17 protein-coding genes and 1 riboswitch are annotated in these 20208 nt (G+C 65.3%); of the genes, 1 reads left to right on the top strand and 16 read right to left on the bottom strand.

The window, feature by feature from the left end:
- Positions 1-151: 151 nt before the first annotated feature.
- The 16 genes from QVN30_RS05610 to treP all read right to left on the bottom strand — a co-directional run bounded on the left by QVN30_RS05610 (position 152) and on the right by treP (position 19172).
- Positions 152-622, bottom strand: coding sequence for a deoxycytidylate deaminase (locus QVN30_RS05610; RefSeq protein ID WP_066828549.1), 471 nt, complete (start codon positions 620-622; stop codon positions 152-154).
- A 168-nt stretch (positions 623-790) separates the two neighbouring features.
- On the bottom strand, positions 791-2212 hold the full coding sequence (locus tag QVN30_RS05605) for a S1C family serine protease (RefSeq protein ID WP_289835735.1): 1422 nt from the start codon (positions 2210-2212) through the stop codon (positions 791-793).
- A gap of 252 nt (positions 2213-2464) precedes the next feature.
- Positions 2465-3127, bottom strand: coding sequence for a response regulator transcription factor (locus tag QVN30_RS05600; protein WP_066828554.1), 663 nt, complete (start codon positions 3125-3127; stop codon positions 2465-2467).
- Between the two features lie 140 nt (positions 3128-3267).
- Complete coding sequence (locus QVN30_RS05595) at positions 3268-4614, bottom strand: glutamine synthetase family protein (RefSeq protein WP_087201084.1); 1347 nt, start codon at positions 4612-4614, stop codon at positions 3268-3270.
- Between the two features lie 436 nt (positions 4615-5050).
- On the bottom strand, positions 5051-5254 hold the full coding sequence (locus tag QVN30_RS05590; RefSeq protein WP_087201083.1) for a hypothetical protein: 204 nt from the start codon (positions 5252-5254) through the stop codon (positions 5051-5053).
- 153 nt (positions 5255-5407) lie between these two features.
- Positions 5408-7642 (bottom strand): ferrous iron transport protein B, encoded by a 2235-nt coding sequence (gene feoB / locus QVN30_RS05585; protein WP_289835734.1) that lies wholly within the window; start codon positions 7640-7642, stop codon positions 5408-5410.
- A 139-nt stretch (positions 7643-7781) separates the two neighbouring features.
- The gene (locus QVN30_RS05580) at positions 7782-8003 is read right to left on the bottom strand and encodes a FeoA family protein (protein ID WP_066828578.1); all 222 of its coding nucleotides are present in this window, start codon (positions 8001-8003) and stop codon (positions 7782-7784) included.
- A 58-nt stretch (positions 8004-8061) separates the two neighbouring features.
- On the bottom strand, positions 8062-8301 hold the full coding sequence (locus QVN30_RS05575) for a FeoA family protein (RefSeq protein ID WP_066828580.1): 240 nt from the start codon (positions 8299-8301) through the stop codon (positions 8062-8064).
- Positions 8302-9073: 772 nt separating this feature from the next.
- Positions 9074-9826, bottom strand: coding sequence for an ABC transporter ATP-binding protein (locus QVN30_RS05570; protein WP_289835733.1), 753 nt, complete (start codon positions 9824-9826; stop codon positions 9074-9076).
- Between the two features lie 58 nt (positions 9827-9884).
- Complete coding sequence (locus tag QVN30_RS05565; protein WP_079988980.1) at positions 9885-10967, bottom strand: ABC transporter substrate-binding protein; 1083 nt, start codon at positions 10965-10967, stop codon at positions 9885-9887.
- 52 nt (positions 10968-11019) lie between these two features.
- Positions 11020-11829 carry an ABC transporter permease gene (locus tag QVN30_RS05560; protein ID WP_079988981.1) on the bottom strand — a complete coding sequence of 270 codons (810 nt, stop codon included), beginning with the start codon at positions 11827-11829 and terminating at the stop codon, positions 11020-11022.
- Positions 11813-12121, bottom strand: a complete 309-nt coding sequence (locus tag QVN30_RS05555; protein ID WP_289835732.1) for a thiamine-binding protein — start codon at positions 12119-12121, stop codon at positions 11813-11815. The genes QVN30_RS05560 and QVN30_RS05555 overlap by 17 nt, the downstream gene beginning before the upstream one ends.
- Positions 12122-12172: 51 nt before the next feature.
- A riboswitch (TPP riboswitch) is annotated at positions 12173-12298 on the bottom strand.
- 68 nt (positions 12299-12366) lie between these two features.
- Positions 12367-14502 (bottom strand): heavy metal translocating P-type ATPase, encoded by a 2136-nt coding sequence (locus QVN30_RS05550; protein ID WP_289835731.1) that lies wholly within the window; start codon positions 14500-14502, stop codon positions 12367-12369.
- An 87-nt stretch (positions 14503-14589) separates the two neighbouring features.
- Positions 14590-14901, bottom strand: a complete 312-nt coding sequence (locus QVN30_RS05545; RefSeq protein ID WP_289835730.1) for a DUF6110 family protein — start codon at positions 14899-14901, stop codon at positions 14590-14592.
- A gap of 454 nt (positions 14902-15355) precedes the next feature.
- On the bottom strand, positions 15356-17056 hold the full coding sequence (locus QVN30_RS05540) for an alpha,alpha-phosphotrehalase (protein ID WP_289835729.1): 1701 nt from the start codon (positions 17054-17056) through the stop codon (positions 15356-15358).
- Between the two features lie 115 nt (positions 17057-17171).
- The gene (treP, locus tag QVN30_RS05535) at positions 17172-19172 is read right to left on the bottom strand and encodes a PTS system trehalose-specific EIIBC component (protein ID WP_289835728.1); all 2001 of its coding nucleotides are present in this window, start codon (positions 19170-19172) and stop codon (positions 17172-17174) included.
- Positions 19173-19431: 259 nt separating this feature from the next.
- On the opposite strand from treP, the gene QVN30_RS05530 reads away from it, so the two are divergent.
- Complete coding sequence (locus QVN30_RS05530; protein ID WP_273342576.1) at positions 19432-20154, top strand: UTRA domain-containing protein; 723 nt, start codon at positions 19432-19434, stop codon at positions 20152-20154.
- The last annotated feature ends 54 nt before the right edge of the window (positions 20155-20208 follow it).

Raw genomic sequence — 20208 nt, 5'->3', positions numbered from 1 at the left:
TCCTGATTACACGATATCGCCACAAGTTTAGCGATTTGTGTTAGCGAATACCAGAACCGAACTGCTTTTTGCATACGGGCAGGGCCCGCCCGACGTGGAGGTCGTCGGTGCGGGCCCTGCCCCATAACTATGCTGAGCTGGGAGAATAGCGCTATTCGTCGACCGTTACCTGCCGATAGGTGATGCCGCACCGGTCGAAGATGCTGCGCGCGATCAGATTGTCCTCAGTGCCATCGTACTTGTTCGAGAGGTAGACCACCTCTCCGATGCCGGCCTGCACGAGCGTCTTGGCGCACTCGCGGCACGGGAACAGCGTCACGTAGACGGTGGCGCCGCCCATGTCCTTGAGGGAGCCGCGGTAGTTCAGGATGGCGTTGGCCTCGGCGTGGATCACATAGCTGTGCTTGTCGAGCAACGGGTCCTCGGCGGTATCCCAAGGAAACTCGTCATCGTTCAGCGTCGACGGCGTTCCGTTGTAGCCGACCGACAGGATGCGATGGTTGGTGTCGGCGATGCAGGCACCCACCTGCGTGTTCGGATCCTTGCTGCGCATGCTCGCCGCCATGGCGACCCGCATGAAGAATTCGTCCCAGCTGATAACATCGGTGCGTTTACCGGGCATGGGTGCGCTCCTCTCAAACGATCTTATCGCCCCATTCTATCCCGCCGACGGGGACGGGTACAGACGGCGGGAGCCGGGACGGCTGCCCCGGCTCCCGCCGCGTTCGCGCGCCTTTGCGCCGAATCGAGAAAAAGGGCGACCCGAAGGCCGCCCCGTCGTTGTCGCCTGTTAGCGCCCGCCCTGGCCGAGCAGCTCGTTCAGCAGCTCGCGCAGCTGCTCCTCGCTCATGGAGTTGGAGCCCTGGCCGTTCTGATCGGTCGAGCTGTCCTGCTGCTCCTGCAGGGCCTCGTCGGAGCCGAGCGTGACCTCGAGATCCATCTGCTCGCTGCCGCGCATGACGGTAAGCGTCACCTTCTCGCCCACGTCGTAGCCGCGCAGGGCGATGATCAGGCCGTCTGCGGAGGTGATCTCGTCGCCGTTCGCTGCGATCACGATATCGCCCGCCTGCATGCCGGCCTCGGCGGCGGGACCGCCCTCGGTAACCTCGTTGATGTAGGCGCCGTAGTCGACCGAGAGGTTGTTCTGGCGCGCGTTGAGCGCGTTCACGGTGGTCAGCGAGACGCCCAGATACGAATGGACCGGCGTCTGGCCAGCGATGATCTGGTCGGCGATGTTCTTAGCATAGTTCACCGGGATCGCGAAGCCCACGCCCGAGCTCGAGCCCGAGTAGCTCTCGATGATGGAGTTGATGCCCACGAGCTCACCGTTGTCGTTGACGAGCGCGCCGCCGGAGTTACCGGGGTTGATGGCGGCGTCGGTCTGGATCATGTTGGCGTAGATGGTCGTGCCGGTCGTCGACTGCATGGCGGTCGAGCGGTACAGCGCGCTCACGATGCCGGTCGACACGGACTGCTCGTTGCCGAACGGGCTGCCGATGGCCATGACCCACGAGCCGACCGTCAGCTCGTCGGAATCGCCGATCTCGATCGGCGTCAGGGCGTTCGGGTCGGCGTTCACCAGACGGATGACCGCAAGGTCGCTCGACTCGTCGGAGCCGACGATCTCCGCCTCGTAGCTCGAGCCGTCATTCAGCGTGACCACGATGCTCGTCGCGTTCTGGACCACGTGGTAGTTCGTCAGGATGTTGCCGTCGGAGTCGAGGATCACGCCCGAACCGATGCTGCCGCTGCTCGACGAGCCGCCGCTCATCATGCTGGAGGTGTCCTGCACCTCGGTCTCGATGGAGACCACCGAGGGCAGGGCCTTGGCCGACACGGCCTCGGCGAGCGTGGTGTCCTCGGCGTCGATCTGGATCGTCTGGGTGCCGGCGGGCGTGTTGGCGCTCACGCTGCCGCCGTCGCGGTTGATGTCGAGCGCACCGGTCATGACCAGCGCGATGACCAGCACGGCGCCCACCGCCAGGCCGCCGAGCGCGCTCAGGAACACGGGCAGCCGCTTGGTGCGGGTCTTCACCACGGTGCGGCTGATCTTCTCGGTCGACGGCTCCTGCGCGGCATGGGCGCCGGCGTTCGGCATCGCGGTCGTCTGCGACACCTCATCCGGCTTGACCGGGGTCGGCTCCACTTGGACGCGCGGAGCGCCCGTGCTCTCGTTCAACCCATCAGGGCGCTGCGGGGTGTTCTCACTCATCATGGTTCCTTTCAATTGCCCAGCAAAGGATTTGTTGTCTGAACACGTTGTACCCCATGCGGCGCTCGAGGTACACAGGCTTTAGGCCACGTTAAGGGATTTGTAAGAGAGATGGGCAGATGATGGTGCAGGAAGACCGGGCCCGGCGCGCATACCCGCCACGTGCGAGACGAGCGCGGCGGGAGCCCCCATGCGCAAAAAAAGCGGGGCGGGCCGTGCCGCCCCACCCCGCAAGCGCGTCTTTGATTGACCCTACCCCTTGAACAGGTAGCCCACGCCGCGCACCGTCGTGATGTGCGCCGCGATCTGCGGGCCGACCTTGGAGCGGATGCGCCTGATGTGCACGTCGACCGTGCGCGTGCCGCCGCAGTACTCGAAGCCCCACACGCGGTGCAGCAGCACCTCGCGGCTGTAGGCGCGGTTGGGGTGCATGGCCAAAAACGACAGCAGCGAGTATTCCATCAGCGTCAGGTCAACCGGCTTGTCGTCCAGGTACACCTGGTACGTGGCGAGGTTGATGGTCATGTTGTCCACGCGCAGCACATCGTCAACGGAGAAGCTCTCCTCCTCCCCCATCAGGCGGCGCGCACGAACCTCGAGCTCGCCCTCGCTGGCGCCGGAGCAGATGAAGTCGCAGCGCGAGCGGGACGGCAGGTGCAGCCCCGAAAGCCCGTCGTCATCGACCAGAACGAGCATCGGGATGTTTCCGCGGTCGTCGAGCCACTTGCCGATCTGCTCGATCCGGTCGGCGCGGATGCCGTCGGCGTCAAGGATCAGCAGGTCGAAATCGCGCGCGGCGGTCGGCGAATCGGGCGTGGCCGCGCTCACATCAACGCCCAGCGACGTCGTGAGCGTCTGGGCAAACTCGTAATACCGCGTTGTTCGAGCCATGAACAGGACGTTTTTCTCGGACATACCACCACCCTCTCGCTGGCGTAATCATACCAAGGGACAGCGCGCAGCGCATGCGGGCCGCAACGCCCGGATGCGCCGCACCGTGTGCGAGCCCTCGCGCCGCGTCCGCGACGATGGCGAGAGCCGCGACGACGCCGTCGTCAGGAGCTCGCCAGATACTGCTTGAGCTCCCACTCGGTAATGCTCGACGCGTACTTCTCCCACTCCTTGCGCTTCTTCTTGAGGAAGAAGCTGTGGATGTGCTCGCCGAGCGCATCCTTCATGAGCAGGGAGTTCTCGAAGATGTCGAGCGCCTCCTGGAGGTTTCTCGGCAGCGGGGAGCACCCGAGCTCGCGCAGCTCGAGGTCGGACAGCCCGGCATCGGTGAGCTCGGTCTCGGCCGGCAGCCTCAAGCCGCGCTTGATGCCGTCGAGACCGGCGGCCAGCGTGACGGCGCAGGCGAGATAGGGGTTGGCCATGGGGTCGGGGCTGCGCAGCTCGATGCGCGTGGAGAGCTGCTTGCCCGGCTTGTAGATGGGGATGCGGATCATCGCGGCGCGGTTGCGCAGACCCCAGGTCGCGTGCGTGGGCGTGGGCGAGCTGGACTTGCCCGTCGCCAGGCGCTTGTAGGAGTTGACCGTGGGGTTCGTGATCGCCGAGATCTCGCCGGCATGCATGAGGATGCCCGCCATGTAGCTCTTGGCGATGGGGGACAGGTGGTAGACGGGGTCGTCTTCGCCGTAGAACACGTTGTTGCCGTCGTAGTCGAACAGCGACTGGTGCAAAAACATAGCCGACGACGCCTCGTTCGCCATGGGCTTGGGCATGAACGACGCGTGGATGCCCGCCTCGTAGGCCTCCAGCCGGATGATGTGCTTGGCCGTCATGATGGCGTCGGACATGGTGAGCGCCTCGGCGTGGCGCAGCGAGATGCCGTGCTGCGAGGGGCCGGAAGAGTGGAAGGTGTACTCGACCGGCACGCTCATCTTCTCGAGCGTGAGCACGGTGCTGCGGCGCACGTCGCGCGCCGAATCGGAGGGCAGCAGGTCGAAATAGCCCACGTTGTCGAGCGGGGCCACCGTGTGCTCGTCGGGGAAGTAGTAGTACTCGAGCTCCGCACCCACGTTCATGATGTAGCCGGCCTCTTCGGCCTTGTAGAACATGCGGCGCAGGCAGTTGCGCGGGTCGCCGTCAAACGGCTTGCGGTCGGGCGTGCACACGTCGCAGAAGATGCGCGCCACGCCGTCGCTCGACGGGCGCCAGGGCAGGACCTGGAACGTCGAGGGATCGGGAAACGCCAGCATGTCCGCCTCTTCGGGCGCGGTGAAGCCCTCGATGGCCGAGCCGTCGAACCCGATGCCCTCCTCGAAGGCGACCTCGAGGTCCTCGGGGCTGATCGCGAAGCTCTTGAGGCGGCCGAGCACGTCGACGAACCACAGGCGGACAAAACGAATATCGCGCTCTTCGACCGTGCGGAGGACGAAATCGATGTTCTGGCTCTTATCCATAAGGACAACCCTTCCATGACGCGCGGTGGACTATCGAACCGACTGACTATAGGCGCACATTGTGCCATACCTATGTTTCGGCTGGGTTACCGCCCCCACAGAAGCCCAGACGATCGCGAGCGCCCCGAATGCAAATTGGGGGACGTACCTTCTGCGTGCACTTTTGCAAATATGGGGACACCCCTTCGAGCAAAATGACATGTTTCAGGTTGTTTGGAGGACGCTTCAACCCATACTGCCGCATCCTCCGGCTCGGCCCGGCTCGGCGCTTTTTCATGAGCTCCTCCCCCGGCCATCTGTATCCACGATGGCCCAGCAGGGGTTTTGCAAAAGGACGCCCCTTCCGCGCGCACATTTGCATGCGGAAGGTACGTCCCCGATTTGCAAAAGTGCACGCAGAAGGTACGTCCCCACATTTGCACTTGCGGTTGGGGTGTTACTTGACGCCGCGGCCCAGTCGTTCGGCCACGCGGTCGACACCTTGGCACGCGGGGCAGCTGTCCGGCGAGGAGCCGCAGTGGCCCGAGCACGTCCCGCCCTGGGCGCAGTCCGCGCAGCTCCCCTTGCGCTTGATGCGGACGCACACCGCCACGAACGCGACACCGATCGCGGCCAGGATGATGAAGTCGATGGGAGACATGGTTCCTCCTCGTTGTTTGCCATATGAAACTTTACCCCATTTCCTCGTCCATGACCACGCGGAGCAGGAAATCTGCACGGACGGGAGCGCGCAAAAAGGGCCGCCCGCATGTGCAGGCGACCCTTTGGGGAGGAGCGTGCTAAGTCGCTCAGGTTACGCGGTCACGACGCCGGCGGGGACGACCTTGTCGTTGTCCTCCCACGCCCACTTGGGCATGGGGCGCACGACCTGGAAGATGATCGCCGCGGCGAACGCGACGGCAACGACCGTCCAGATGCTGAAGACGCCGGTGGCTGCCAGATAGAACTGGTTGATCATAAGACCGACGACCCACGCGAAGGCACACTCGTAGCCGATGGCGATCGCAGTCCACTTGGCGGAGTTCATCTGGGCGCGGATGGTGCCCATAGCTGCAAAGCACGGGGCGCACAGCAGGTTGAACGCACCGAACGCAGCGATAGCGCCCATGGACGGGAACATACCGGCAAACGCGGCCCACAGGTTCGGATCGGTCTCGGTGCCGTCGGCGATATGGAGCAGCGAGGAGGCCGTGGCCACGACGTTCTCCTTGGCCACCAGGCCGGTGATGGACATGGCCGTCGCCTGCCAGGAATCAAAGCCGAGCGGGGCGAAGATGAAGGCGATGGCGCCGCCGACCATGGCGAGCACGGAGTAGTCCGTGAACTCCTCGGGGATGCCCTCCATCGCGGGCAAGAAGCCGAACGCACCCTCGTACACGCCGAAGTTGGTGAGGAACCACACGACGATGGTGGAGGCGAAGATGATCGTGAAGGCCTTCTTGACGTAGGCGGACACGCGCTCCCAGATGTGCAGCCACCACGAGCGGATGGACGGGAAGTGGTAGCTCGGCAGCTCCATGACGAACGGGGTCGGACGGCCGGCGAACAGCTTGGTCTTCTTCAGCATGATGCCGGACACGATGACCGCGATGACGCCGAGGAAGTAGAACAGAGGGGAGATCCAGCTCGCCTCGGCGTCACCGACCATAGCGCCCATGAGCAGGGCGATGATGGGGAGCTTGGCTCCGCAGGGGATGAACGTGGTGGTCATGACCGTCATGCGGCGGTCCTTCTCGTTCTCGATCGTCTTGGTGGCGAGCACGCCGGGGACGCCGCAGCCCGTGGAGACGAGCATGGGGATGAACGACTTGCCGGACAGGCCGAAACGGCGGAACACGCGGTCCATCACGAAGGCGACGCGGGCCATGTAGCCGCAGTCCTCGAGGAAGGAAAGCAGCACGAACAGCACGAACATCTGCGGGATGAAGCCGAGCACGGCGCCCACGCCGGCCACGATGCCGTCGAGCACGAGGCTCTGGACCAGATCGCTCGCGCCGGCGGCGACAAGCCAGCCCTCGATCACGCCGGGGATAGACTGGAACTGCATGCCGAACAGCTCGAAGCCCTCGCCGAACAGGTTGTCGTTCACCCAGTCGGTACCGGCGGTGCCGAACGCGTCGGCACCCGTCGCGATGGAATAGACAGCCCACATGATGAGGATGAACAGGGGCAGGCCGAGGATGCGGTTCGTGACGATGCGGTCGATCTTCTCGGAGGTGCTCATGCGCGCAGGCGCCTTCTTGAGGCAGCCGTCGATCATGTGCGCGATGACCGCGTAGCGCTCGCCGGTGATGATGGACTCGGCGTCATCGTCGCAGTCCTTCTCGCATGCGGCGATAAGCTCGTCGACCCGGGCGGCGCTGTCCTTGGGGAGGTTGATGAGGCGCAAGGCGTCCTGATCGCGCTCGAACAGCTTGACCGCGTAGTAGCGGCGCTTGGACGCGGGCACGGACGACGGGAGCAGGTCCTCGATCTTGGTGAGCACGTCCTCGATAGCGGAATCGAACCTGTGCTCGGGCACGCTGCCCTTGGTGGCCGCTGCGCGCTTGGCCTCGGCGAGCAGCTCGTCGACGCCCTTGTTGCGCAGCGCGGAGATCATCACGACCGGGCACCCGAGGCTCTTTGAGAGGGCGCGGGTGTCGATCTTGTCGCCGTTCTTCTCGACGAGGTCGGCCATGTTGAGCGCCGCCACGACCGGCAGTCCGGTCTCGACGACCTGAAGCGCCAGGTACAGGTTGCGCTCAAGGTTCGTGGCATCGATGACCTGGATCACGACGTCGGGCTCGCCGCTCATGAGGTAGTCGCGCGAGACCTTCTCCTCCGGGCTGTAGGGGGAAAGCGAGTAGATTCCGGGGAGGTCGGTGATCGTGACGCTCTTGTCACTGGTCAGCTTGGCCTCCTTCTTCTCAACCGTGACGCCGGGCCAGTTGCCCACATAGCCGTTCTGGCCGGTGATCAGGTTGAAAAGCGTGGTCTTGCCGCAGTTGGGGTTACCCGCCAACGCGACATGAAGCTGTGAAGCCGCCATGCGTTTCCTTCTTCCAAAATAGGCTTTGAAACTTCTTCAAGTTACCGAGCTAGCTGTGCGAGATCCCTGGCGGGCGCCTTAGGACCCTCATAGTTAGAAATAGCTAACTCTACCTGCGCAAACGCCCTCGCGGGTGCCGTTACTGCACCTCGACGATGGCCGCCTCCTCCTTGCGGATGGAGAGCTCGTAGCCGCGGACGGTGATCTGGATCGGGTCGCCCAGCGGCGCGACCTTCACGACCTTGAACTGCGTGCCCTTGATGAGGCCCAGGTCCATCAGATGACGGCGGAGTGCGCCCTCACCGTGCAGCTTGATGATGGTGGAGCTATCGCCCACCGCAACATCTCCCAGTGTCTTCATGTCCTTCCCCCTTCCTGTTCGCCACGTCCACGGTCGGCGCGCCGTCGCGCGCCCCGTGTCAGACCGTCATGACGCGCTGAGCGACCTTGGTGTCCAAGCCAAAGCGAGCGCCTTTGACCGTCACGATGATGTTGGAGGGACTGGAAGACACCACGTGCACCTCGGAGCCCTCGACAAACCCGATGTTCGCGAGATGGTGCTTGAGGTCCTCATCGCCGCGCACGCGCGTCACCATGATGGTTTCCCCCGCCTTTCGGAAGGAAAGCGGCATCGCGGGAACCTGCGGCCCTTGAGTCATACGGCATGTCTCCTCATCATCGTCCGATCGAATGGAACGGCATAGGCGAGGCAACGCTTCAAGTTAGCCCTGTCTATGTTTCCTACGGTAAACTAACACAAGGCTAACTTGTTGTGAAGGGGTTGTGGCCAAGTTGAGCAAAAAAGTTACCGATGGCTTACATATGCTATAAGCTGGGTGACATTTCAACGTGGCGATTTCCCCGCCTTGCTGTCACGCCTGCTGGGAAACGCCGATGTTTATGCCGACGCACCCCGGTCATCGACATAACCACGGGACTACCCGGCAACGGTACCCAGTAACGGTACCCAGAACTGCGAGAGAGGGCCGTTCAAGGGCCCCTCACCCGCAGTTCTGGGTACCGTTACTGGGCCCTGTTAGCGGGTGACCTGGTAGAGGCGGTGGTCGAGCCTTGCTCGAGAGACCCCGTATGCGTGCGGTGGGCAAACCGCACCGCGAAACCCCAGGAAAGAGGGGGTTATTGTTTTTTCAAAATGAATTTGGTATCAAATCGGGAAGAATGAGTGGAAAACGGCCATATCTGACAAGTCCGTGACCTGCGGCTTCTTTGTCCGGCCGATCCCGGAGGTCCCGGAAGGGGCCTCCGATCAGCCCTTAAGTGGCCCTTATAGCCCAAGACTTGACACCAAATTCAAACCAGAACAACCATGCACCTTGGTAAAAGGTTTTACCAAGGTGCGGTTTCGCACGCGGGCGGATACAACACCCGCCGCGGACCCGACCGCCGCAAAGACCATCAACCAGCGTCTCCCTAGCCGAGGAGGGCCAGCACCTGGCGCTTGTGCTCCAGGAACTCCTCGGTCAGGGCGAAGGAGGCGCGCTCTGCGCGCGGGCACGGTATGCGCTCGGTGCCCACGATGCGCGTCGGGCGTCCCGCCTGGGGAGCGCCGCGCATGACGAAGATCTCGTCGGCGAGCTCAAGCGCCTCGTCGACGTCATGGGTCACGACGAGCGCCGTCGTGCCGAAGCGCTCGGCGACGTCAAGAAACCACGCGTGCATGTCGGCCTTGGTGAACGCGTCGAGCGCGGAGAAGGGCTCATCGAGCAGCATGAAATCCTGACTGAACAGATAACTGCGAAGCAGGGCGGCGCGCTGCCGCATGCCGCCGGAAAGCTCCGAGGGCCAGCGGTCGGCCGTGCCCGCGAGCCCGAACGTGTCGAACAGCGCGATCGCCTGCTCCCGCGCCTGGGCACGGGGCACCCCGCGCAACACGAGCGGCAGGGACACGTTGTCGACGATCGTCTTCTCGGGCAGCAGCAAGTCCTTCTGCAGCATGTACGCCAGCTGCCCCGGCGCGCCCGTGATGTCGCGCCCGTCGAGCTCGACGCTGCCGGAATCGGGCAGCGAGAGCCCGGCGACCACATGGAACAGGGTCGTCTTGCCGCAGCCCGAGGGGCCGAGCAGGCAGGCGATATGCCCTGCAGGTACCGTCAGGCTGATGTCGTCGAGCACCTGCACCCCGTCGAACGCCACGCTCACGTGCCCGACTTCAAGCTGTGCCACGTTTGCCTCCCCCTGGGGGCAGCGAGCCGTCGCCGCTGCCCCGTGCCCTAAGCTTCTGTTAGATAAACTGCAGGTCAAGACCGGCACCGGGCTCGATCTCAGGCGCAAAGCCCTGATCGCCAACCCAGCCGAAGAACGCGTCCCAGCGGCCCTGGTCGATCACGCCCCACGCGTCGGCGTCGGCCTGGTACTGGTCGGCCAGGTACTCCTGGCTCGCGCGCACGAGCTCCTCATCGAGCTCCGGCGACGCCTCGAGCAGCACGTCGGCGGCAGCGTCCGGGTCCGCGATGCAGTCCTCGTAGCCGCGGCGCGTCGCATCCAGAAACGCCTGCACGGTATCGGGGTCGTCGGCGATCAGGTCGTCGTTGGCGATGATCACCGGCGTGTAGAAGTCGAAGACCGAGTCGATGTCGGCGAACGCGAAGTAATTCGTGTCGAGGCCCGCAAGCTGGCACTTCACGCCGGCCCACGCCCAGTAGATCCAGATGGTGTCCACCTGGTCGGTCTGCAGCGCGGTCACCTCGTCGGTCACCGTGGAGGGGATCATCTGCACGCGGCTGAAGTCTCCCCCGTCGGCCTCGACGCAATGCTTGATCACGCCCTGCTCGATGGGGCCCTCCCAGGTGGCGTACGTGTGGTCCATCATGGCCGCGGGATGCGTGATGCCCTTCTCGGCGCGGCTGATGATGCCCGAGGTGTTGTGCTGGATGATGGCGGCGATGGCGCTCACGGGAAGACGGCTGTCCTCGCTCGAGACGTAGCTCGCCATGGTGTCCTGGAAGCTCACGCCGAACTGGGCCTCGCCGGTGGCGACCAGGGCGTCGGCGCCGTTTTCGGGCGCCTGCACGATCTCGACCTCGAGACCGGCCTCCTCGTAGTACCCGCGGGCCGCGGCGACGTACACGCCCGTGTGGTTGGTGTTGGGCGTCCAGTCGAGCGCGAACGTGATCTTTTTGAGCTCAGAGGCGCCTGTTGCCGCGGAGCCGCCGGAAGATGCGGTGCTCGACGAGGTGCCGTCGGAGCATCCGGCGAGCGCAGAGGCACCGAGGACGCCGGCGCCCGCAAGGCCGCACCGCACAAGCCCGCGGCGGGAAACCGGACGGTGGGCAAAAAGCTGATCGATGGTTGAGATACGAGACATATGACTCTCCAATATGCGAAATCTGATCGATGCGCCTTGTCGGCGCCTTTTCCTACCCCTCGGAGCGCTCCCAGGGCATGAGCTTGCGGCGCAGCGCGCCGACCGCCCACATGAGCACCAGCGACAGGGCGGAGATGAGGATGATCACGGCGAACATCTTGTCGAACGCGTAGGCGCTGCGCACGCGGGTCATGTACACGCCCAGGCCCGAGAAGCCGCCGAGCCACTCGGCGATGACTGCGCCCACGATGGCGTAGGTCGCGGAGATCTTCAGGCCCGAGAACAGGTGCCCGAGCGACGCGGGCAGCTTCGCGTGGCGCATGATCTGCGCGCGGCTCGCGCCCATGGACCGCATGAGGTCGATGACGTCGGGGTCGACGGAGCGGAACCCGTCGAGCAGCCCCACCGTGATCGGGAAAAAGGTCGTGATGACGATAAGCACGACCTTGGGCAGCATGCCGTAGCCGAACCACAGCACGAGCAGCGGCGCGATGGCGACCGTCGGGATGGTCTGCGTGAGCACGACGAGCGGGTAGAACGCACGGTAGACGAGCTCGAAGCGGTCCATGAGGACCGCCGCGGCGAAACCGAGCGCGATACCGCAGGCGAGCCCCGCCGCCGCCTCGGCGAGCGACGTCACGGCATGGCCGGCCAACAGCTGCCAGTCGCCGACGAGCGCCTGGATGACTGCCACGGGGCTCGGCAGCAGAAACGACGGGACAAGCCCCACCGAGCACACGAGCTGCCAGATAGCGACCAGGGCCAGCACGGTCACCGGGGCGGCCAGCTTGCCGACAAGCGGGCTCACCCCCGCCGTGCGCGCAAGCGCCGGCGCGCCCGAGCCCTTACGCTTCGGACTCATGGTACTTTCCGACCTTCTGCTCCGTCGTCAGCAGGCCGCGCTCGGGCGCATAGAAGATCTTGGCATAGGTGGCCACCTTGTCGGCGCCGGCCTTGATGACGATACGGTTCACCTCGGTGAGCACCTCCATGCACAGGTCGTAGTCGCCCTCGATCGCGGTCTCGAACGGACCGACGTACGCATCGGGGAACTTGGACATGATGTAGGCGATGGCCTCGTCGACGATGCGGCAGGTCTCCTCGTCGCTCTCCGTGTTCTGCGGCAACACCTGAATCGCTACGCTTGCCTCCATGGTCTTCCCTTCCGGGGCATGGAAAAAGCCCCTCGAACATCGTAGGGGCTTTTGTATCAAAGCGTTGGTCCCTACGCCGGCATTACCCGGATCAGGTTCAGGGTCGAAGCGGTGCGGGCGATGCTGCCCGTCGAGCTTCCTCTCAGCCGGCATCCGCCAGCTCCCCTCTTGCGTGTCCAGTATATCCCAACTCGCGCAACCGCTCGCGCGTTCTTGCGACATCGGACGGCGCGGGACTCCATGCGCTATCGAGATGCGGCCAACGGCAGCGCGCGACGGCCGGGCTCCGCGCCGTACGCGCGCGCATTGCGCGCCGCGAGCAGCACCGTGCTGCCGTTGTGCACCAGCGAGCTCGCCTGCGGGGTGACGATCCCCGTGACGCCGCCCGCCAAAAGCAGCGAATTCAAACCGATGACCTCGGCGAACGACGCGTCCATGCGAGCCGCGAGGCCCATGGAGAGCCTGCGCAGGCGCACGAGCGCATCCAGGTCGCCATCGGTGAGCGTGATATCGGCGACCTCTTTGGCGATCGCGGTCCCCGACCCCATGGCGACGCCGACATGGGCAGCGGAGAGCGCCGGCGAGTCGTTCACGCCGTCGCCCACCATCACCACGCGGCGACCCTCCAGGCGCAGCTGCTCGACGATGCCGTGCTTGTCTTCCGGCAGCAGGTCGCTTCGCCACTCGTCGATACCCGCCTCCGCGGCGATGCGCGACGCGGCGCGGGCGTTGTCGCCGGTGAGCATCACAATGCGCGTGAGGCCGAGCTCGCGCAGCTCGCGTATCGCGCGCGCCGTGCCGGGCTTGCACGGATCCTGGATGCCCACGACGCCCTTGAGCTCGCCGTCGACCGCGAGATAGAGCACGGACAGGCCGCCGAGCTCGGCGGCGATCTTCCCGCGAGCCTCGTCGGGGATGCGGACGCCCTCGTCCTCCACCACGAAATGCTCCGAGCCGATCACCGCGCGCTTGCCGTCGAGCGAGCTCGCGATGCCGTGCGCGACCAGGTACTCGACCGCCGCATGGCGCTCGCGATGCTCAAGCCCCTCCGCCGCCGCGGCGCGTACCACGGCGCGCGCCACCGGATGCGGAAAGTGCTCCTCCAGGCACGCCGCGAAGCGGAGCACCTGCGTCCTCGTCCATCCGTCAAGCGGAATGACGGCGCACACCCGGGGCGCCGCCTCGGTCAGCGTGCCGGTCTTGTCGAACACGATGGTGTCCGCCTCCGCCATGGCCTCGAAGTGCCTGGAGCCCTTGACCGTGAAGCCCTCGCGCGCCGCCTGGCTCATGGCCGAAAGGACCGCGATGGCGCCGGTGAGCTTCAAGGCGCACGAGTAGTCGACCATGAGCGCCGCGCTCGTGCGGGTGAGGTTGCGCGTCGTCAGGGCGACGATGCCCGCAAGCAGGAAGTTCCACGGCACGATTCGATCGGCGAGCCGCTCGCGACGCGCCAGGCCCTCCGCCTTGTAGGCCTCCGCCTGCTCGACCAGGTTCACGATCGAGCGCAGCTTGGTGTCGCTCGCGCCGGCCTTGACGCGCACGTACGCCTCGCCGTCCTCCACGGCGGTGCCGGCGAACACGTCGTCGCCCACGGTGCGCTCCACCGCGAGCGGCTCGCCGGTCAGTGACGACTGGTTCACCATGGCGGTCCCCTGCTCGACCGTGCCGTCGACCGGAACGGGCATGCCGGTGCGCACGACGATGAGATCGCCGGCGACAAGCGAGTCCGCAAGGACGCGGCGCTCCTCCGCTCCGCGCAGGGCCGGATCTCCACAGGGCACGAGCTGTGCGTAATCGGGCACGTCGAGCAACGTGTAGATCAGCTGGTTTTGCGACGTGGCGCGCGTGTAGTCCTCGAGCAGTTCGCCCAAGTTGAGCAGCAGCATGGTGCTGGCGGCCGTCTTGAAATCGCGTTGTAGAAGCGAGATGCCGATGGCGGCCGCGTCGAGCACCGGCACGTCCAGGCGCGCACGGGCCAGCGAGCGCGCCGCGGCGCGGGCAAACCCCCGAAAGCCCCACAGGGTGCACAGAGCGCGCACCGGCGCGGGGAGGAACCAGCGTCGGGCGACATGGCCGCCCACGAGCGTCGCCACGTCCATCAGCAGGCCGTGGGTTTTCGGTGCCAGCGCGATCTCGCACGACCCCCGCGCCGCGTCGATCGCCTCGGCATCGACCGCGCGCAGCGCCGCCAGGGCTCCCTCGCGCTCGCCGACGGCATAGCGCACGGCCACCGACCCGATGCGCGGGTAGATCGACACCGCGGCGATGGCGGGAGCGGAGAGCAGCACGCGCCTCAGCGCGTCCAGATCCGCGTCGGGCACCCTTCCGGCAAGCTTCACGCGCATGCGCCCGGGAACTTCATGCTCGATCGTTATCTGCATGATCGCACGTCTCCCCTTCATGAACGGCGGCTGCAGTGGGGGGCGGGTCCCTCCGCAGCCGCCTTCCAGCTGTCCGGATTCGAGGCGCTACTCGGCCTTCTGCTCGACGGGCTTATCCGCCACGGCCGGCTCGTCGACGCAGCACCCGCAGCAGCAGGCATCGTCCGCAGCCATCTCGGAGTTGAGGTACTCGGCCTCCGCCACGATGTCGTCGACCTCGGCCTTGGCCTGCTCGACGATGTCCTCGTAGCCCGCCTTGACGCGTATGCCTGCGGCGACGCCCTGAACGGCGAGGCGCTTGGCAGCGTCACTCGTGACGGCCTTGATGCCCACGGCGCCCAGCAGAGCGCCGATGCCGACGAGCGCCGCATGCGTTTTGGAAATGCTGAAGATAGACATGAGATGACCCTTCCGTGTCGCGAATGATGCCGATAGTCGTTTTTCAACATAGTTCGCGTGCACGGTATGCCGAGGGAAACTTTTTGCCACAACACGATAGACATAGTTTCCTTTGGGAAACTATTGAGAATCTGAGGGGAGGGCCCAGGCTGCCTACAATCCTTTTGAAGGGAAACCCGCACGAAAGGATCGCCATGAAACAGCATCGGTTTTGGGTGTACGCGATGATCGTGTGCGCGCTCATGTGCGTCTACACGGGCAAGAAGCACATATAGGGAAGGCCGGAGCCCCTCCCGAAAAGGCGGCGCACGCCAACGGGTTGATTGGCAGCTGGCCGGAGGTGATGACCAGCCCGTTCTCGGTCACGGCGCCCTGGTTTTTAGGGACAGTCCCCCGAATATCACTGAGTGAAATTCGGGGGACTGTCCCTAAAAAAACCGCTAAAAGACCGCTTCTATGACAGGAACACGGCCGCCTCGTAGGGGCGCAGCTCGAGCGCGCCGTCGGCACCCGACACGGGCGCATCGTCGTAGCTGCCGATCAGGTACCGCGCGCCGTCGACATCAAGCCCCGTCGCGCGCGACGGCTCGGAATCGAACGAGCACACCGTCACCAGGCGCGCATCGCCAAGCGTGCGCTCGAAGGCTATGACCTTGGGCGCCTGGGCGCCGGCATCCAGGAAGCGAACGATGCCCTCGGCGAGCACGGGCAGCTCGTGGCGCAACCGCACGAGCTCGCGGTAGAACTCGAACAGGGAGCCGGCGACGCCGACCTCGGCCTCGGCGTTGACGAGCACGTGGTTTTCCGGCACCGCGAGCCAGGGGGTTCCCGTCGTGAAGCCCGCATGCGGCCCCGAGGTCCACTGCATGGGCGTGCGCCCGTTGTCGCGCGAGCGCTCGTTCACGACGTGCAGCGCCTCCTCGGCCGTGGCGCCGCCCTCCATCAGGATACGGTAGTTGTTCGTACTCTCCACGTCCGCGAAGCAGTCGATCGAAGGATACCCCGCGTTGGTCATGCCCAGCTCGTCGCCCTGGAAGATATAGGGCGTCCCCTGCAGGGTGAACGAGCAGATCGCGAGCATGCGGCCGACGCGCTCCCAGCTTCCGCCGCGCTCGCCGGCACCCTCGCGGCCGCCGAAGCGCGTGATCGCGCGCGGCTGGTCGTGATTGTCCCAGAACAGCGCGTTCCAGCCGCCGCCCGCCTGCATGCCCTCCTGCCACGAGCGCAGGATCTCGCGCAGCCGCGCGATGTCGGGCTCCATGAGCTTCCACTTGTCGCCGTCGGCGTAGTCCACCTTCAGATGGTGGAAGCTGAACGTCTGGGTGAGCTCGTGGCGCTCGGGCGCGGTGTAGAGGATGCAGTTCTCGAGCGTGGTCGCGGCCATCTCGCCCACCGTGAGCATGCCGTCGATACCGGACGCGGCCACGAGTTCGCGCAGGTACTCGTGGACGTGCGGGCCGTCGGCCACGAGGCTGCGGCACGAGCCGTCCGGCGTGTCCTCGAAGACCTCGGGCTTGGAGATGAGGCTCACCACGTCGAAGCGGAACCCGTCCACCCCGCGCTCGCGCCAGAAGCGCACCACGTTGGCGCATGCGGCGCGCACCTCGGGATTCGTCCAGTCGAGATCCGGCTGGCTCACGTCGTGCATGTGCAGGTACCACTTCCCCAGGCGCGGCTCCCACTCCCATGCGCTGCCGCCGAAGGCGCACTGCCAGTTGGTCGGCGGCTCGCCCGGATCTCCCGCACCGGTACTGCCGCGCCCGTCGCGCAGGATGTAGTAGCGCCGGTAGCGCCCATCGCCCGCGAGCGCGCGCTGGAACCAGGCGTGCTCGCTCGAGGTGTGGCAGAGCACCATGTCGAGCATGACGCCGAGGTCGCGCGCATGCGCCTCGCGCACGAGCTCGTCGAAGTCGTCCATCGTGCCGTATACCGGATCGATTGCGCAGTAGTCGGAGATGTCGTAGCCGCCGTCAGCCTGGGGTGACGGGAAGAACGGCGTGATCCACAGGTAGTCGACGCCCAGATGCGCCAGGTAGTCGAGCTTGGAGGTGATGCCCGGCAGGTCGCCGACGCCGTCGCCGTCGCTGTCGCAGAAGCTCTTGATATAGATCTGGTAGACGACGCTTCGCTTGAAATCCTTCTCGATTGCAGCCATGCTGCAAGCCCCTTTCCGATGGTCCTGCCGGATGCGCTGCTGCGCCCATCCGGCGCCCCTTCTTTGGAACTCCGGGTTCGCCGGGCGATGTGCCCAGCGGACCCGGAGCGCGCGGTTAACCGCAAAACGTGATGACCGGCGTCTTTCCTTCCACGGCGTCCATGCCGCTCGCGAACTCGAAATCGGTCGCGTCGGCCGTGGAGGCCACGATGAAGGCCGTGGTCGCCGGGTGGCCCGCCGCGGCGATCTTTTCGGTGTCGAACGTGAGCAGCTTGGTGCCGGCCTTGACCTTGTCGCCCTGGTTCACGAAGCACGCGAAGCCGTCGCCGCCCATGTCCACGGTGTCGATGCCCACGTGGATGAGCAGCTCGACGCCGTTGTCCAGCGTGAGGCCCACGGCGTGGTTGGATGCGGGCATGGTCACGGTCACGGTGCAGTCGGCGGGCGCCACCACGGTGTCGCCGGAGGGCTCGATGCACACGCCGTCTCCCATGACCTTGCTGGCGAACATCGGGTCGGGCATCTCGGTAATGGGCATGACGCGGCCGGCAAGCGGGGCGAGCAGGGCCTGCTCGCGGGGTTCAGCGCTGGCTGCAGGGGCCGAAGCGGAAGCGGGCTCGGCGTCGGTTGCGGGCTCGGCGGCGGCCTCGATCTTGGCGATGCCGCGGTCGGCGGCGGACAGCTGGCGCTTGCCCACGATCAGGGTGAGCACGAAGGGCACCACGATGGCGATGAGCATGCACAGCGCGAAGATGCCCCAGTAGTTGAACATGATGGACAGGATGCCCGGAAGACCGCCCACGCCGATGGAGAGGGCCTTCACGCCGAAGCCCGTGCAGACCATGGCGGCGCAGGCCGAGCCGATCATGCCGCAGGCGAGCGGGAACTTGTACTTGAGGTTCACGCCGAACAGCGCGGGCTCGGTGACGCCCAGGTAGCAGGAGATGCACGCGGGAATGTTCACCTGCTGGGCGCGCTCGTTGCGCTTCTGGAGCACGATCATGGCGAGCACGGCGGAACCCTGGGCGATGTTGGACAGCGCGATCATGGGCCACAGCGTGGTGTACTCGTAGATGCTCACCATCTGGGAGTCGATGGCGTTGGTCATGTGGTGCAGGCCCGTCATAACGAGCGGAGCGTAGAGCAGGCCGAACAGGGCAGCGAACAGCACGCGCACGTCGGAGGCGAGACCCCAGCTCACGGCGTTGGCGATGGCGTCGCCGATAGCCCAGCCGATGGGGCCCACGACCAGATGGGCGATGAACACCGCGGGCACGAGCGACATGAAGGGAACCACGATCATGCGCACCACGTCGGGCGTGACCTTGGTGAAGAACTTCTCGAGCCCCACCAGCACGAAGGCGGCCATGAGCGAGGCGATGACCTGGCCCTGGTAGCCGGTGCCCACAAAGGAATAGAACCCGAAGTCATAGGTGTGGGCGGCGATATCCTCCGCCGACGCGCCCGCCACCGAGAAGCCGTTCAGCAGCTGCGGCGAGACGAGCGTCAGGCCCAAGATGATGCCCAGGATGGGCGTGGTGCCCATCTTGCGCGTGACCGACCAGCAGATACCGACCGGCAGCATGTGGAACACGGCCTCGCCGATGACCCACAGGAAGCTGTACATGCCGTTCCAGAAGACCCACATGTCGGCGATGGACTTCGTGCCGTGCTCCAGATCGAAGGCGCCGGCGTCGTTGAAGAAGTTGACCTCGCCGATGATGTTTCGGAAGCCCAGAATCAGACCGCCACAGATGAGCGCGGGGATGAGCGGGGCGAAGATCTCTCCGAGCACGCCCATGGCGCGCTGAAGCGGATTCTGGTTCGCTCCCGCCGCGGCCTTGGCGGCCTCCTTCGACACGCCCTCGATGCCGGAGACCTTCGTGAACTCCTGATAGAAGTCTGCCACGTCGTTGCCGATGATGACCTGGAACTGTCCGGCCTGCGTGAACGTGCCCTTGGCGGCGGGCAGCTCCTCGATAGCCGCCACGTCCGTCTTGCCCTCGTCGACCAGCACGAAGCGCATGCGCGTCATGCAGTGGGTGACGGCGGAGATGTTCTCCTTCCCGCCCACGAGGTCGAGGAGCTTTGCGGCATCCTCTGTGTACTTTGCCATGCGGTACCCCTTTCGCAGATAACTTATTTGAATAAGTTGCTGATGCAAGTGTACGCCCGTAGGCTCAAAACTTATTTGAATAAGTTTGGCTTGCCATAAACGGTCGGTTTTTGCCCGCAAACGGTTCGTTGAGCAGCGAAGATGTGGCCGATTAGGCCGCTTTTGACCCCTCGGTGCCTTCCGCTTGCGCGCGCTCACTTATCTGAATAAGCTGTGGGTATCCGACAACCGACGATGCGATTCTCTTGGCGGTGGATCTGTGAAAGCCCGATACGACGCTATCTTTCGCGACCTGCGCGACACCATCGAGGACGGGACCTACCCGTTCCAGTCCTTCCTCCCCTCGGAGGCGGAGCTGACCCAGTACTACGCCTGCTCGCACAACACGCTCCGGCGCGCGCTCGGGCTCTTGCGCGAACAGGGCTACGTGCAGCCGGTGCACGGCAAGGGCGTGCGCGTGGTCTTCCAGAAAACGGAGCGCGAGACCTTCTCCGTCGGGCAGATCGAGTCGTTCCGCGAGGCGGGCAGGCGCTCGCATTTTCGAGCCGAGACCCGCGTGGTGGATATCCACCATCTCACCGCCACCGAGCAGATCGCCACCGCCTACGGCTTCGAGGAAGGGGTCGACCTGACCTACGTCGAGCGCGTGCGCGTCATACACGACGAGGCCCTCATCCGCGACTGCAGCCTGTTTCTCACCGAAGTCGTTCCCGACATCACCGAGGACATCGCGCGCTCGTCTATATATGAGTACATGGAGCACACGCTGGGCATCACGATCGCCATGAGCAAGCGTACCATCACCGGCGAGCGCGCCAACGAGCGCGACCGCGCGCTGCTCGACCTCGACGGCGTCGACTACCTGGCCGTCGTGGACAACCGCACCTTCGACGCGCAGGGCATCCTCATCGAGTGCACGCAGTCGCGCCACCGCCTGGACCATTTCCGCTTCCGCGATACCGCCGTGCGCCAGAAGGTGTGATGAGACGGGGCCGCTTGCCCCCGGCAGCCGAGGGGGCAAGCGGCCCCGTCCAAA

Origin of the sequence: Collinsella ihumii, assembly GCF_030385545.1 — a bacterium.
Taxonomy (GTDB): domain Bacteria; phylum Actinomycetota; class Coriobacteriia; order Coriobacteriales; family Coriobacteriaceae; genus Collinsella; species Collinsella ihumii.
The sequence above is the reverse complement of the archived record's forward strand: the minus strand, read 5'-3'. Positions and strand labels throughout refer to the sequence as shown.

What these genes read in the sequence shown, in the direction of transcription:
- QVN30_RS05610 (WP_066828549.1), bottom strand. Translation starts at nt 622, where the DNA reads ATGCCCGGTAAACGCACCGATGTTATCAGCTGGGACGAATTCTTCATG.
- QVN30_RS05605 (WP_289835735.1), bottom strand. Translation starts at nt 2,212, where the DNA reads ATGAGTGAGAACACCCCGCAGCGCCCTGATGGGTTGAACGAGAGCACG.
- QVN30_RS05600 (WP_066828554.1), bottom strand. Translation starts at nt 3,127, where the DNA reads ATGTCCGAGAAAAACGTCCTGTTCATGGCTCGAACAACGCGGTATTAC.
- QVN30_RS05595 (WP_087201084.1), bottom strand. Translation starts at nt 4,614, where the DNA reads ATGGATAAGAGCCAGAACATCGATTTCGTCCTCCGCACGGTCGAAGAG.
- QVN30_RS05590 (WP_087201083.1), bottom strand. Translation starts at nt 5,254, where the DNA reads ATGTCTCCCATCGACTTCATCATCCTGGCCGCGATCGGTGTCGCGTTC.
- feoB (WP_289835734.1), bottom strand. Translation starts at nt 7,642, where the DNA reads ATGGCGGCTTCACAGCTTCATGTCGCGTTGGCGGGTAACCCCAACTGC.
- QVN30_RS05580 (WP_066828578.1), bottom strand. Translation starts at nt 8,003, where the DNA reads ATGAAGACACTGGGAGATGTTGCGGTGGGCGATAGCTCCACCATCATC.
- QVN30_RS05575 (WP_066828580.1), bottom strand. Translation starts at nt 8,301, where the DNA reads ATGACTCAAGGGCCGCAGGTTCCCGCGATGCCGCTTTCCTTCCGAAAG.
- QVN30_RS05565 (WP_079988980.1), bottom strand. Translation starts at nt 10,967, where the DNA reads ATGTCTCGTATCTCAACCATCGATCAGCTTTTTGCCCACCGTCCGGTT.
- QVN30_RS05560 (WP_079988981.1), bottom strand. Translation starts at nt 11,829, where the DNA reads ATGAGTCCGAAGCGTAAGGGCTCGGGCGCGCCGGCGCTTGCGCGCACG.
- QVN30_RS05555 (WP_289835732.1), bottom strand. Translation starts at nt 12,121, where the DNA reads ATGGAGGCAAGCGTAGCGATTCAGGTGTTGCCGCAGAACACGGAGAGC.
- QVN30_RS05550 (WP_289835731.1), bottom strand. Translation starts at nt 14,502, where the DNA reads ATGCAGATAACGATCGAGCATGAAGTTCCCGGGCGCATGCGCGTGAAG.
- QVN30_RS05545 (WP_289835730.1), bottom strand. Translation starts at nt 14,901, where the DNA reads ATGTCTATCTTCAGCATTTCCAAAACGCATGCGGCGCTCGTCGGCATC.
- QVN30_RS05540 (WP_289835729.1), bottom strand. Translation starts at nt 17,056, where the DNA reads ATGGCTGCAATCGAGAAGGATTTCAAGCGAAGCGTCGTCTACCAGATC.
- treP (WP_289835728.1), bottom strand. Translation starts at nt 19,172, where the DNA reads ATGGCAAAGTACACAGAGGATGCCGCAAAGCTCCTCGACCTCGTGGGC.